The 14,720-nt window shown below is 40.0% G+C and carries 11 protein-coding genes; 10 read left to right on the top strand and 1 reads right to left on the bottom strand.

What is annotated here, in order from left to right; translation table 11 throughout:
* Positions 1-5: 5 nt before the first annotated feature.
* The 10 genes from AC13FX_RS13040 to AC13FX_RS12995 all read left to right on the top strand — a co-directional run bounded on the left by AC13FX_RS13040 (position 6) and on the right by AC13FX_RS12995 (position 13,480).
* Positions 6-1,739 carry a SulP family inorganic anion transporter gene (locus AC13FX_RS13040; protein ID WP_482881213.1) on the top strand — a complete coding sequence of 578 codons (1,734 nt, stop codon included), beginning with the start codon at positions 6-8 and terminating at the stop codon, positions 1,737-1,739.
* Positions 1,740-1,837: 98 nt separating this feature from the next.
* Positions 1,838-3,871, top strand: a complete 2,034-nt coding sequence (gene metG, locus AC13FX_RS13035; RefSeq protein WP_482881211.1) for a methionine--tRNA ligase — start codon at positions 1,838-1,840, stop codon at positions 3,869-3,871.
* Positions 3,871-5,892: an alpha-amylase family glycosyl hydrolase gene (locus AC13FX_RS13030; RefSeq protein WP_482881210.1), complete on the top strand. Its 2,022-nt coding sequence runs from the start codon at positions 3,871-3,873 to the stop codon at positions 5,890-5,892. The genes metG and AC13FX_RS13030 overlap by 1 nt, the downstream gene beginning before the upstream one ends.
* Before the next feature lie 47 nt (positions 5,893-5,939).
* Positions 5,940-7,286, top strand: a complete 1,347-nt coding sequence (locus tag AC13FX_RS13025) for a sodium-dependent transporter (RefSeq protein ID WP_482881208.1) — start codon at positions 5,940-5,942, stop codon at positions 7,284-7,286.
* Positions 7,287-7,354: 68 nt separating this feature from the next.
* The gene (gene efp / locus AC13FX_RS13020; RefSeq protein WP_103663813.1) at positions 7,355-7,924 is read left to right on the top strand and encodes an elongation factor P; all 570 of its coding nucleotides are present in this window, start codon (positions 7,355-7,357) and stop codon (positions 7,922-7,924) included.
* 7 nt (positions 7,925-7,931) lie between these two features.
* Entirely contained in the window at positions 7,932-8,402 is a 471-nt protein-coding gene (gene accB, locus AC13FX_RS13015; RefSeq protein WP_482881206.1) for an acetyl-CoA carboxylase biotin carboxyl carrier protein, read from the top strand.
* A gap of 9 nt (positions 8,403-8,411) precedes the next feature.
* Positions 8,412-9,764, top strand: a complete 1,353-nt coding sequence (gene accC, locus AC13FX_RS13010; RefSeq protein WP_482881204.1) for an acetyl-CoA carboxylase biotin carboxylase subunit — start codon at positions 8,412-8,414, stop codon at positions 9,762-9,764.
* A gap of 1 nt (position 9,765) precedes the next feature.
* On the top strand, positions 9,766-10,146 hold the full coding sequence (gene gcvH, locus AC13FX_RS13005) for a glycine cleavage system protein GcvH (protein ID WP_482881202.1): 381 nt from the start codon (positions 9,766-9,768) through the stop codon (positions 10,144-10,146).
* Between the two features lie 21 nt (positions 10,147-10,167).
* The gene (gene guaA, locus AC13FX_RS13000) at positions 10,168-11,718 is read left to right on the top strand and encodes a glutamine-hydrolyzing GMP synthase (RefSeq protein WP_482881201.1); all 1,551 of its coding nucleotides are present in this window, start codon (positions 10,168-10,170) and stop codon (positions 11,716-11,718) included.
* 64 nt (positions 11,719-11,782) lie between these two features.
* Positions 11,783-13,480, top strand: a complete 1,698-nt coding sequence (locus AC13FX_RS12995) for an ABC transporter substrate-binding protein (RefSeq protein ID WP_482881200.1) — start codon at positions 11,783-11,785, stop codon at positions 13,478-13,480.
* Positions 13,481-13,482: 2 nt separating this feature from the next.
* On the opposite strand, the gene mltG is transcribed toward AC13FX_RS12995, so the two are convergent.
* Positions 13,483-14,568, bottom strand: coding sequence for an endolytic transglycosylase MltG (gene mltG, locus AC13FX_RS12990; protein ID WP_482881198.1), 1,086 nt, complete (start codon positions 14,566-14,568; stop codon positions 13,483-13,485).
* Positions 14,569-14,720: the final 152 nt, after the last annotated feature.

The raw sequence follows: 14,720 nt of genomic DNA, 5'->3' as shown, positions 1-14,720 counted from the left end.
GACAAATGCAGAACTTTCTGTTTAAATATTTACCCATTCTTGATGTACTCAGAAATTATAACCTATCTAAGTTTAAATCTGATCTGATATCTGGCACAACTGTAGGTGTTGTCTTGATCCCACAGGGAATGGCATATGCGGTTATTGCAGGCTTACCTCCTATCTATGGTTTATATGCCGGGCTGATACCGTTATTTATTTATCCCTTGTTTGGTACTTCAAGGCATATTTCAATTGGGCCTGTGGCCATAGATATGTTAATACTGGCAGCAGGGCTTGGATTTTTAGCCGGTAATGATCCAACAGAGAAAATCACCTTTGCCATACTTATTGCAGTAATGACAGGGGCTTTTCAGATCATTATGGGATTATTGAAACTTGGATTCGTCTTTAATTTGTTTTCACGCCCGGTAATTTCTGGATTCACTATTGCAGCCCCAATTATCATTATAGCCAGCCAAATGGGTACATTACTGAAAATTGATATCCAAAACTCTCAGTATATCCATGTGATCCTTATTGATCTTTGGCAGCATATTGAAAATATACATCTTCCCTCTTTTGGCCTTTCTGTATTCTTCATTCTTTTTCTGGTTTTAATGAGAAGGTTTTATGCGAAATTACCGGAATCTGTTATTTTAGTTACGGTTACGATCATTATTGTTTCATTTATCAGTATTTCCCAATGGGGTATTGAACAAATAGGTGCCATTCCCGTTGGGCTGCCTGATTTTGCTCTGCCAGCCTTTGATACTGAAGCAATCAGGGAAATAGCCCCTAATGCCTTTACACTTGCCCTCATTCAATTCATGACCGTCGCTTCACTTTCAAAATCATTTGCACGAAAACACGGGTATACCGTTAATCCTAACCAGGAATTAATGGCGGTAGGTGCCAGTAATATTGCCGGAAGTTTATTCCAATCATTGCCGGTCTCATCCAGTTTCACCCGATCAGCTATAGCAGAGCAGGCTGGTGCCCAGTCCTCCTTGAATAATGTATTTGCCGGATTACTTATCCTATTTACCCTTTTATTCCTTACCCCTCTCTTTGAGGTCCTTCCAAAACCTTTACTTGGTGCAATCATTGTGGTTTCTGTAAGCAGCCTGGTGGATATAAAAGAATTAAAATTCCTTATTAACACTAAACGCAGAGATGCCCTTGTCGCCTTCATTACCTTTATCAGTGTATTAGCCATTGGAATTCAGGAAGGAATCATAATTGGATTAGTGACCTCTGTCCTGGCTCTTTTAATGAAAATGAGTAAACCTACTGTAGCAGAACTGGGGCTTGTTCCTGAAACAAGGGATTTTAAAAACAAAGAACGGTTCTCAGAAGTTAAAACCATTCCCGGGATACTCATACTACGAGTTGACGCTCCCTTTTCATTCGTCAATGCTGAGTTCTTTAAAAACTATATACTGGATAAAAGTATGAATGAGTCAGAAGCTCCCAAGTATGTGATCATAGACGGAACAACTATTGGTGACCTTGATGTTTCCGCAATGGATTCTCTACTGATGATCATAGAGACATTGAATAAACAAGGTATCGAACTGTACATTTCGGGACTGATAGGACCAGTTAGAGATGTGATCAGAAAATCTGATATCAGTACATTCGTTAAATCAAATCGGTTTCATAATACGGTCCATGATGGTGTGAAAGCAGCTTTAAGAAAATTAGATGAAGCAGATGGAGGAACTCGTTTAAGTGATTATAATAAGATCTGTGCCTGATCCTTCAAAAACTGAACTTCTTCAAATTTTGTCCTATCATTTTAAACATTGAGACATTCATTTCTTATCTTCGAAAAAAAACAGACTAACTCTCTCTAATGCCCAAAAATAAACGAATACTTGTAACCTCGGCTCTTCCATATGCCAACGGACCTATACATCTCGGTCACTTGGCCGGAGCTTATTTGACCCCTGATTTTTACGTGCGTTACAAACACCGAACTGATGCCGACGTAGCCTTTATATGTGGATCTGATGAACATGGAGTGCCAATAACGATCGCTGCAGAAAAGGAAGGTGTATCGCCCCAGGATATTGTGGACCGATATCACGAGATGAATAAAAAGGTATTTGAGGATTTTGGTATCTCATTCGATTACTACGGTCGCACAAGTTCAAAAGTGCATCGAGAAACATCACAAGAGTTTTTTACGAACCTTAATAATAAAGGTTTTTTCAAAAAGAAAACCGAAGAGCAGCTATATGATCCTAAAGCTGATATGTTTCTACCTGACCGATATGTGAAGGGAACCTGCCCTAATTGTGGGTATGAGGAAGCTTATGGTGATCAATGTGAAAAATGTGGAACGTCACTCTCTCCTACTGAATTGATCGATCCTGTTAGTGCATTAACCGGAGAAAAACCGGAGTTAAAAAAGACAGAGCATTGGTATATGCCTTTAGGTGATGTTCAGCCAAAACTGGAAAAGTGGCTGGAAACTCGGGAAAACTGGAAACCAAATGTCATGGGTCAGGTCAAAAGCTGGCTTAACGACGGACTAGCTGATCGAGCAGCAACAAGAGATCTTAGCTGGGGAGTTCCGGTTCCACTTGAAGAGGCTGAAGGAAAAGTGCTTTATGTCTGGTTTGATGCCCCTATAGGTTATGTGTCAGCAACAAAAGAATGGGCTATAGATCAGGGAGAACCTGAACTTTGGAAAGAATTCTGGCAGAATGAGGATACTGAGTTATATCACTTTATTGGAAAAGATAATATCGTGTTTCACTGCATTATGTTTCCTGTGGTATTGATGGAGCACGGGGGCTATGTGCTTCCTAAAAATGTTCCTGCAAATGAATTCCTGAATCTTGAGGGGAAAAAGCTGTCTACTTCACGTGGATGGGCTGTTTGGTTACATGAATATTTGGAGGTGTTTAAACCTGATCTCCTTCGTTATGCTTTGGGGACCACCTTACCTGAGTCCAAGGATTCGGATTTTTCCTGGAAAGATTTTCAGATGCATGTCAACACTGAGTTGGCTGATGTATTGGGGAATTTCACGAATAGGTCACTTTCTTTTACGGTTAATTATGCTGAGGGGAAAGTGCCTGAACTGATTGAACCTTCTGAAACAGACCTTGAAGCACTCACAGCTATTGAACACCAAAAAGATAAGGTCACTCAGGCGTACGAGAATTTTCGGTTTAAAGAAGCTATTTCAGAAACCATGAACCTGGCACGTATTGGTAATCGATATTTCACCGAAACGGAACCCTGGAAAACCCGAAAAACGGAACCAGTAAAAGCCGGTAACACCCTTCATGTAAGCCTACAAATTAGTGCAGCACTCTCCTGTTTATTTGACCCTATACTTCCGGACACAATGAAGGAACTTAGAGCGCAACTAGGACTTGCCGATACATTTTCCTGGTCAGATATCACCAATTCAATGCTTAAAGTTGGTGAATCAGTGATACAGGGAGACATCTTATTTGATAAAATTGAGGACGATATCATCGAAGAACAAATTCAAAAATTACACGAAAAAGCAAAGAAAGCAGATCCAACTCCCGATGTTCCAGAACTAAAGGGAAATATTGATTTTGGGGATTTTATGAAATTGGACCTGCGAGCCGGAAAGATCTTATCAGCTAAAAAGATCGAGAAGACCAATAAACTCCTTGAGATCAAAGTTGACATAGGCTTGGAGAAGAGAACCATCGTATCAGGTATTTCCAAATATTTTGACCCAGAAAAACTCTCCGGACAAAAAGTGAGTGTTGTTGCCAATCTGGCTCCTAAAAAACTGATGGGAGTGGAAAGTAAAGGCATGATACTGATGGCAGAGAATCCTGATGGCTCACTCAAATTTGTTGAAACGGATGCAGAACCGGGAAGCCCGATCACTTAATGCATAGTACTTCTAATTTACAATGCAGTGTTACTGGTCTTGAAGAATATCCCCTTGGGTTAACCGTCACAAATACTGCCAGTATATTCAGGCTATTTTCACCCAAAGCCCACTCTGTACAGCTTGTGATATTTGAACACTATGAAGATGAATCAGGCCTCAGTTTTCAAATGGAAAAAGATGAGGAAGGCATATGGAACTGTATGATCCAGGAACATTTTGATCAAAAATGGTACGCCTATAAAATTGATGGACCTGAAATTGACCACTTCTTTCTTTCCACCGATGAATACATAGCAGACCCAAGAAGCCGTCATGTAACCTCAAAAAATCATTACCTGCAGTATCCAAAGACCAAGATCTGTAATTCCATTGATTTTGACTGGGAAGACGATACATTTGTAGCTCCCGAGGATCCAAGAGATCTCATTATTTATGAGGCCCATATCAAGGACTTGGTCGCTCACCCATCAGCAAAGACAGATGTTCAGGGAATCTATAATGATTTTAAAAATGCGGATGTCGGAGGTATAAATCATCTTAAAAGACTGGGTGTCAATGCTGTAGAGTTTTTACCTCTACAAAAATTTGCCTACTTCGAACCGCCTTATGGTGAAGCACTTTCAAATGGCATCAGGAATACCTGGAATCCCTACTCCAGAAATTACTGGGGATATATGACATCATTTCATTTTGCACCGGAAACAATATATGCTTCTGACGCCACCCTTGATCCCGGCGATGCAATCGGTAAAACGATGGCTGCTGAATATGAACTTAAAGAACTTATAAAAGCTCTTCATAAAGAAAATATTTCGGTGCTCATGGATGTAGTGTATAATCATGCGTCCCACTATGACCTTAACCCACTTAAATATACTGCCAAGGATCACTATTTCGATCTGGACAATAGTGGTAATTTCACTAACAATAGCTGGACCGGTAATGATATTGATACAAGCTCTGCATATTCAAGGGAGATAATTGTAGAATCTGTTAAATATTGGATGAAAGAATATCACATAGACGGGTTTAGGTTTGACCTTGCTGGCATTATTGATTGGGAAACAGTGGATCTGATCAAAGATGAAGCACGAAAGATCAATCCAAATGTTCTTCTAATTGCTGAACCATGGGGAAAAGAGTATAAACCGGATGGTTTTTCAGACCATGGTTGGCCCTCCTGGAATGATAGATATAGAAATACCATAAAGGGATATAACCCAAAGGAAGACAAGGGATTAATATTTGGCAGCACTGGAGATAAAACAAGGTTTGCCATTGAGAACTTGATACGCGGTACAATTAGATCTGAAGCAGACGGATTATTTCAGTATTCAGGGCATTCAGTAAACTATCTTGAAAGTCATGATGGATATACCCTTGGAGATTATATCAGAATCGCTTTAGATCCAGACAGGTCAGAAAAAATATTTGATGACGTAAGCCATATAGTTGATCTCAATGAAACGGAAGCATCGATCTCTAAACTCGCTGCTCTTATTTTATTTGTATCTCAGGGTATTACAATGATGCATGCCGGACAAGAATGGGCACGCTCAAAGATCATCCGTGATCCAGACAATATTGACCGGCAAAAAGGTAAAATTGACAGGGACACATATAACAAAGATGATCAGACAAATTGGTTAAATTTTAATGAGATTGAGATCAATAAAACCCTTTTTAATTACTATAAAGGATTGATTAATTTACGCTTAAATGCACCTGCTTTAAGAAAAGCAAAGCCTGAGGATATCAATTTCAAAGTTTACAATGATCCACTTCATATAACTTTCTCAATTGACGGAAAAAGTTCAGGTGATGTGTATAATTACTTTGTATCATTGAACGCAAGTTTGGAGCAGGAATATGAGATCATACTCCCAGAAGGGTATTGGGAATTGGTAACAAACGATCAGCATTCCGGAAATAAAACTTTAAAAAGCGTTAAAAATAAGTATATGGTGCCGGCAAGCTCCGGAATTATTCTAAGAAAGTTGCGTGTAAGCAATCCTTAAAATATTTTACGCCGTCTCAACAATAAACATCCTTAGGAGGAACAAACTTGGCTGGAACAACCACCACTGATAGAGGTTCATGGAATTCAAAATTAGGATTTATACTCGCAGCAGCGGGTTCAGCGGTTGGCCTGGGTAATATCTGGGCTTTCCCAACAAAAGTAGCGACTCAGGGAGGGGCAGCCTACCTGATCATATATCTGTTATGTACTTTTGCTATCGGTTTTCCGGTAATGGCGGCAGAGATCGCCATTGGGAGAAAGTCTGGCAAAAACCCTGTTGGTGCTTTCAAAGCCATAACATCCAATAAGTTTTTTCCCCTTGTGGGACTTTGGGGTGTGATTTGTGGTGTAATGATCCTATCATTTTATACCGTAATTGCAGGCTGGGCGTTTGGTTTTGCATTCGAAGAGATCTTTTACTTCTTCGGTTGGGCCGCAGCAGCTGACTGGCTCACAGATACCGGAAATGGATTCAAGAACGCGCTGATCGCAACTGTATTTATGTTGGGAACTATAAAGATCATCACAGGTGGTGTGAGCGATGGTATAGAACGTGCTACGAAGGCTATGATGCCTCTGCTCATTAGTATTATTGTGATCATGATCATATATGTACTACTGCAACCCGGCAGTGCCGAAGGTGTTCGAACCTATCTTTTGCCCGATTTTTCAAAGATCAATGCCGAACTGATCTTCTCAGCTATGGGACAGGCTTTCTTCTCACTCTCACTTGGTATGGGTGCACTTATTACCTATGGATCCTATCTGAATAAAAAAGAAAACATTCCGCAAGCAGCTGCCTTTGTAACTCTTGCAGATGTAGGTATTGCCTTCCTTGCAGGACTTCTAATTGTACCAGCAATGTATCTGGCGCAGAGTCAAGGTATTAACATTAATGCCGGAGGTTCTCTTGCCTCCAGTACGGATCTTGTTTTTCAGATCCTTCCTGCCCTGTTTCATACCATCGGTGGAGGTGTTGGAATGTTACTTGGTGTTACCTTCTTCCTCTTGTTAAGTATTGCTGCACTGACATCCACAATTTCCTTATTGGAAGTGCCGGTATCTTATGTGATAGATGAATTTGAGGTAAAACGTAAAAAAGCTGCCTGGTCTGTGGGATTAGGAATTCTCGCTGTTTCTATATGTGTGGCTTTCTTCCCTGTACTAATCGGATGGTTTGACTATCTCTTTAGCAGTATAGGCCTCCCTCTCGGTGGGTTCCTGATCTGCTTATTCGTAGGATATGTTTGGACTACTGATAACGCCATCAATGAAATGGAGTACGGATTTGCCGGAATCAAACAGACACTATTCTCAAAAGTATGGCCAATATTTATTAAGTACATTTGCCCTGCAGCTATACTTTATAATTTGATCTCTAATTTCATCTAAACACGTTTGTTATCCATAAAGGCAGGTGCTATTTTTGGATGAATTTAATTTTAAGGAGAAACTAACGGATGTCAAAAGTATCAACATCGGATTTCAGAAACGGAATGGTTCTGGATCTGGACGGTGAATTGTATTCAATTACTGAATTTCAGCATGTTAAACCCGGCAAGGGTCCTGCATTTGTAAGGACTAAGCTCAAGGGGATTATGAATGGAAAAAACATTGATAAAACATGGCGCTCAGGTGAAAATGCTGAATCAGTCCGTGTTGAAACAAGAGACTATCAATATCTCTATAATGATGGAGAATTGTACTACCTAATGCATACAGATACCTATGAACAAGTGCCGGTAAATGCCTCTCAGGTTGAGCGGAAAGGTTATTTTGTTGAAGGTCAAAATTGTACTGTTGTGGTAAATGCTGATGAAGAATCAATATTATATGCAGAACCTAAAGACCATATTGAAGTAACAGTTGAAAAGACTGATCCCGGCCTTCGCGGTGATACCGCTCAGGGCGGCAGTAAACCGGCAACCCTGGAATCAGGTGCAACCGTACAGGTACCTTTATTTATCAACGAAAATGAAAAGATCAAAGTTGATACCCGAACAGGCGAATATATAGAACGAGCTAAATAAACAAATCATGGATTTAAAACTCATAAAAAACATTTTAGAACTTATCTCTGAAAGTGATGTTAATGAAGTATCACTGGAAGAAGGTGATTTTAAGATCAAAGTAAAAAAACAAGGTGAAGTTCAGCAGGTGAGCTATTCACATCCTGCCCCTCAAGCTCCGGTACAACCGGCTGCAGCCCCACAACCTCAACAAAGTGCAGGGGAATCTTCTGATTCTACCTCAGACGACCAACCTGCCGGTGAAACTGTGAAATCACCTATTGTTGGTACTTTCTACACTGCACCGGATCCCGATTCTGATCCATTTGTTAAAGTTGGAGATCATATTTCCAAAGGAGATACATTGTGTATTGTTGAGGCAATGAAGATCATGAATGAGATCGAAGCTGAGTTCAGCGGAACCGTTCAAAAGGTATTGGTCGAAGATGCACAACCTGTAGAATTTGACCAACCATTATTTATCATTAAAAAAGACTAAGCGGCTTTCATGTTTAAAAAAATTCTGATAGCCAATAGAGGTGAAATTGCACTGCGTATAATCCGTACGTGTCAGGAAATGGGTATTAAAACCGTTGCAGTTTATTCTACAGCGGATGCCGATAGCCTTCACGTTAAGTTTGCGGATGAAGCCGTATGCATTGGCCCTCCTGCTGGTAAAGACAGTTATTTAAAGATCCCTAGTATATTGGCAGCAGCTGAGATAACAAATGCTGAAGCTATTCACCCGGGTTATGGTTTTCTTTCTGAAAATGCTGAATTCTCTCGCATATGCCGTGAACATGATATCAAATTCATCGGCCCGTCTCCGGAAGCTATCAATTCTATGGGTGATAAAGCCGTAGCAAAAGCTACCATGATCGCAAATGATGTACCGGTAGTACCCGGGAGTGACGGTGTGGTTGAGAGCTATGATGAAGCTAAAACAATATGTGATGAGATCGGTTTCCCAGTGATCATTAAAGCTTCTGCCGGTGGCGGTGGTCGCGGAATGCGTATGGTTATGGAACCGGAAGATCTGGAGAAGAATTATAAAATGTGCCGTCAGGAAGCTGAAACTTCCTTCAATAACCCTGCTGTCTATATCGAAAGATTTGTTCTGAATCCTCATCATGTTGAAATTCAGATCATGGCAGACCAGCATGGTACAGCTGTTCATTACGGTGAAAGAGATTGTTCTCTTCAGCGCCGTCATCAAAAAGTGTTAGAGGAATCTCCCTCACCGCTTATGACCGAAGAACTAAGAGAACGCATGGGCAATGCAGCCGTAAATGCTGCCAAGGCAGTTGATTACGAAGGTGCCGGTACCGTAGAATTCTTGGTTGATGATGACCATAATTTCTATTTCATGGAAATGAACACCCGAATTCAGGTTGAACATCCCGTTACAGAAGAAGTAACCGGTATTGACCTTATTGAACAACAAATTCGAGTGGCAGCTGGCGAAAAGATCGAAGAATACCCACTCAATTTTACAAATCATGCAATCGAATGCAGAATTAATGCGGAAGACCCTGAGCATAATTTCAGGCCTTCAGCCGGTGAGATCACTGTATTTCATCCACCAGGTGGACACGGTGTACGTTTAGATACACATGCTTACTCCGGTTACAGGATCCCTCCTTTTTATGATTCAATGATAGCTAAGTTGATCGTAAGTGCTCCTACGAGAATAGAGGCGATCAAAAAAATGAAGCGAGCCTTAAAAGAGTTCATAATAGAAGGAATAAAAACTAACATTCCGTTTCATATTCAGTTAATGGATGATGAGAACTTCATAAAAGGAACCTTCGATACGAAATACCTCGAAAGAGAATTTAAATATATACCTAAAAAAGACTGAGATGAGTATACCTGCTGATTTAAAATACACCAGAGAGCATGAATGGATCAAAGACAACGGTGATGGAACAGTCACTGTGGGAATAACTGATTTTGCTCAGGGTGAATTGGGAGATATAGTTTTTGTAGAACTCGAGCCGGAAGGAACTGAGTTTTCACAAGATGATACATTCGGCACCGTTGAAGCTGTAAAAACGGTTTCAGACCTCTATGCTCCTGTAGACGGTGAGATCATAGAAATAAATGAAGCATTAGAAGACGAACCTGAACTTGTCAACGATGCCCCCTATGGCGATGGATGGATGGTAAAGATCAAATTGTCTGATCCTAATCAGCTTGAAGATCTTCTTACTGCGGAAGAATACGAAGAGGTCATCGCTTAAATTATTTAACAATACAATTTCATGCACAGCCGACATTCTGAATGGATCCTGATCCTAGACTACGGTTCACAATTTACACAACTTATCGCACGTCGGCTTAGAGAGCTGAATATCTATTGTGAAATTCATCCTTACAATGTTGAACTTGACTCAGTAAGGGAGCCTCATCCGGGTGGTATAATTTTATCCGGTGGCCCCAAGAGTGTTAATGATCAAGATGCTCCTGCCCTTCAAAAAGAGATCCTGAAATGGGATGTCCCGATCCTGGGAATTTGCTATGGCTTACAGCTTTTGGCACATACAGAAATTCCCGGTAGCGTCGAAAAGGCGGAAAAACGGGAATATGGGCGTGCTAATCTTTTAGTTGACAACAAAGAGGATCTTCTGAAGGATATTCCTAATGAAAGCGTGGTTTGGATGAGTCATGGAGACCATATACATGAACTCCCCTCCTCCTATGAGATCATAGGTCATACTTCCAATGCTAAAGTCGCAGCAGTACGTCATAAGAGTGCCCATATTTTTGGCGTTCAGTTTCATCCGGAAGTAGCCCATACTGACCATGGAAAACAATTACTCCAGAATTTCGCCTACGATATTTGTGGCCTTAAAGGTGACTGGACATCTGAATCATTTATTGATGAACAGATAAAAAGTATCAGGGAAAAAGTTGGAAATGATAAGGTTCTTTGTGCTCTGTCAGGTGGTGTTGATTCGACCGTGGTTGCTACTTTGATCCACAAGGCAATTGGAGACCAGCTTGAATGTGTTTTTGTAGATAATGGATTGCTACGTAAAAATGAGTTTGATTCTGTGATGCATCTTTACACAAGAGACCTTCATTTACCTGTCCGGGGTGTTGATGCTTCAGAACTGTTCTTATCACGCCTTAAGGGTATTTCTGATCCTGAAGAAAAAAGAAAGATCATTGGTAATACTTTTATTGATGTATTTGATGAAGAGATCGGCCATGACACGAATTTTAAATATCTGGCGCAAGGAACACTATACCCTGATGTTATCGAAAGCGTGTCTTTTAAGGGGCCATCTGCTACCATAAAATCTCATCACAATGTAGGTGGACTTCCCGAAAAGATGAAACTTGATCTGATAGAACCGGTTCGAGAATTGTTTAAGGATGAGGTAAGAAATGTGGGGCGTACATTGGGCATACCTGATCATTTCATTGACCGGCACCCTTTCCCCGGCCCCGGGCTTGGAATCAGGGTATTGGGAGATCTCTCAAAAGAGCGTCTAAATTTGCTTCGTGAAGCCGATTATATATTCGTGGAAGAACTCAAAAAGAAAGATCTATACCATGACGTATGGCAAGCCTTAGCCGTTCTATTACCTGTTCAAAGTGTTGGGGTTATGGGCGATGAAAGAACCTACGAATTTACTTGTGCATTGAGAGCAGTTACAAGCCTGGATGGTATGACTGCTGATTGGGCGCACCTGCCCTATGAATTTTTAGCTGATGTATCAAATCGGATCATAAACGAAATAAAGGGAATAAACCGTGTTGTTTATGATATCAGCTCTAAACCACCTGCTACAATTGAGTGGGAATAAAATTTCGAGAACAATTAGGTCTCAATTAAGTATCAACTTAATGTATCCTAAACCAAAAGAAATAATGAAACGAATTTCTCTGCTATTCACGCTTTGTTTCCTATTTGTATCTGTTAATGCACAAACACTGCAAACAGGTATAAACTTCTATGAAGAAGGTAATTATGAGGAAGCTCTTCGAATATTTGAAAAAATTGAAGAGCCTTCATCCTATTTATATGCTGGTAAAACTTACTTTGCCCTCAATAAATACCTCAAGGCTAAAAAATCACTCAATAAAATAGACAGTACTTATTCTGATCTGTATTCTGAAGCCAAATACACAAAAGCTTTGGCCGATTTTGAGCTTGAAAATTTTGCTGCTTCACTTGATGCATTATTTGAGATTAATGAATTCTCGATGCAAGGTAGTATAAAACGAGATGCTTTCAATTTTTATAGAGACTTGTTGAATTTCTTAACCTTAGAACAGCGTTACCAAGCTTTCAGGGCCGTTTCTTACGATCAAATTAGGCTTGACCTGGTAGAAGCAGTTATTGGGGTCTTAGATTATCCTTCTGCAAAATCTCTTTTTGAAGCTTATACAAACACTGTTAATATATCTGATTCAAGCCGGTACCAAAATATATTCAGTGTCATGGAAGATTCTGCTTCTTATGCACAACGTTTTAATCCCAATAAATACACCCAAGCACCTTCCGGTCTATCTTACAATATTGGAGTTGCATTGCCTGAGTTTGAATTGGAATCAGATGAGTTTGAGATCACCCAACATTTATATTTCGGGATACAACTTGCCATTGAGAATTTTAACTCTCAAAATACTCGTCAAAAAGCTTTCCTCACCTATCGTAATACGGACGCAAGCGTAAATAATGCTCCATTTATTGCCAACGACCTTATCTGGAATCAGGATGTTGATGCCATCATAGGTCCATTATTTTCTGAAGTTGCTTTTGAGCTATCTAAATATGCAGAGCTTTATAGTACTCCATTGTTAACCCCATTGGCCAACTCGGATGATATAAATCTGGATCTGAACTATACATTTCAACTAAATCCGACCTTTGCCGTTCAGGGTAAAAAAATGGCTCAGTATGCCATACAAACGCTCCGGTACGATACCCTTGCGGTACTTGCTGAAAGAGGTTCATTGGGTGAGGCTTCAGCCTATGCATTCCTTGACGAAGTAAGAAGACTCGGCGGAGAAGTAGTCAGGTTCTATGTAGAAGACCTGGCATCAGAAGGTTATGATATCAGTGAATATGTAAAATACTTTGATCCTGAGGTTGATACTGTATACAATTATAATATCGATGCTGTCTACGCACCATTTACTGGTAACATAGCACAAACCTTAATGAGTGCTTTGATCACCAACCTTGAAGCTATGGGAAGCGAAATGTCCATTTTAGGTTCAGAGGAATGGGAAACTGCAGATATTAATGCATCCAGGCTGCCTGAAACTGATGTTTATTATACAAAGACATTCGAAGTAGACTCTACTAATTCAGCTGTAAACGATTTTGAAAGTGAGTTCAGGTTAAGGTTTGATACTCAGCCAAATCGTTTCGCATATATAGGATATGATGCGGCTAATGTTTTGCTTGAAAGCTTGACCAGAGTACAGAACCCTGAATATCTGAAAGATGGTTTAAAATCTTTTGATAATTATAGAGGCTTGATCACACGCGTAAGTTTCAATGGATCCCACATCAATCAGGAAGTTAAGATCAGGAAATCAACTTATAACGATAATTAAGATTAGCTCTCAGACTCTATTTCACTATTCTGCTTGGCTTCCATCTGCCTTTTGATTCGATATTGTTCCCGTAGCCAAATTCTCCATTTTTCACTCTCACGTTGATGTTCACTAAAGGTTTTAGTGAAAACATGCCCTCCCTCCGGGTTTGCTACCATATATAGGTAATCATGTTGTTCCGGATATAGGGTTGCTTCTATTGTATTTAAACTTGGGTTTGTGATGGGACCCGGAGGCAAACCAGAGTTGACATACGTATTATAGGGATGGTCGTACAGATAATCTTCAAACAACAGTCTTCTTCTCTCTCCTAAAGCATAATTAACGGTAGGATCTGCCTGCAAACGCATTCCTCTTTGAAGTCGGTTCCAATACAATCCACTTATTCTTGGCTTTTCTTCGTTGAACTTTGCCTCCCATTCAACAATTGATGCAAGAGTGACGACCTGATCAGCAGTGAATTTTAGTTCATCGATACGATCTTGATATGGTTTAGCAACTCTCTCGTTAAACTCTTTCAATATCTGATTCACAATTTCTTTAGGTGACCGTGTCCAGTAAGTCAGATATGTATCTGGTAACATTCGTCCAAACAATTCCTGTTCGGTAAATCCTTTTTGAGACAGAAAAGTACTATCAGAGAATACCTGTAAAAGCTCACTTTCACTAAAATGCAATTTTTCTGCAAGAACTGATGAAAATCTTTCAACGGTAATGCCGGGTAGTATAACTATCTCTACCGGATCTTGAATTCCGCGCGTCATTTTAGAGAGGAAGGTATTATAACTTAGTGCCCCCTCAAATTCATACCTGCCTCTTTGAAATTTACGCCAACCAAGCAATCTAGCTGCCCATTTCAATTCATCCGAATCATATTTAACCTCCAGTGAATCAAGTTTATATTCCAGGTCATTCAGATCAGAAAGACCGGTGAATGTAATAGAAGTATTCGAATTAAATACAATAGCATCATTACCGGTCAATCTTGTTAACCTGGAAGTGATCACAGTTCCCAATACAAATAGAAATATTGTAATCGCTGTGATCAGCTCTGCCTTACTTATGGATGTCAAGTGTTGAATGTTCATGCCCAAAGATAACAAATGGTCTTAAAATTGACCCAAATTAGCTCATATAAAGTTCATTATTTCATCTAAACAACATGAATTGTAACAATTCGATTCATTGAACGTAAACACGTTTCGAAGAGCAAAGAGCTTTTGGATGCTGCATAAGCACC

Source organism: Gracilimonas sp. B-17, assembly GCF_056857935.1.
This window is presented reverse-complemented; position numbering and strand designations above follow the sequence as displayed.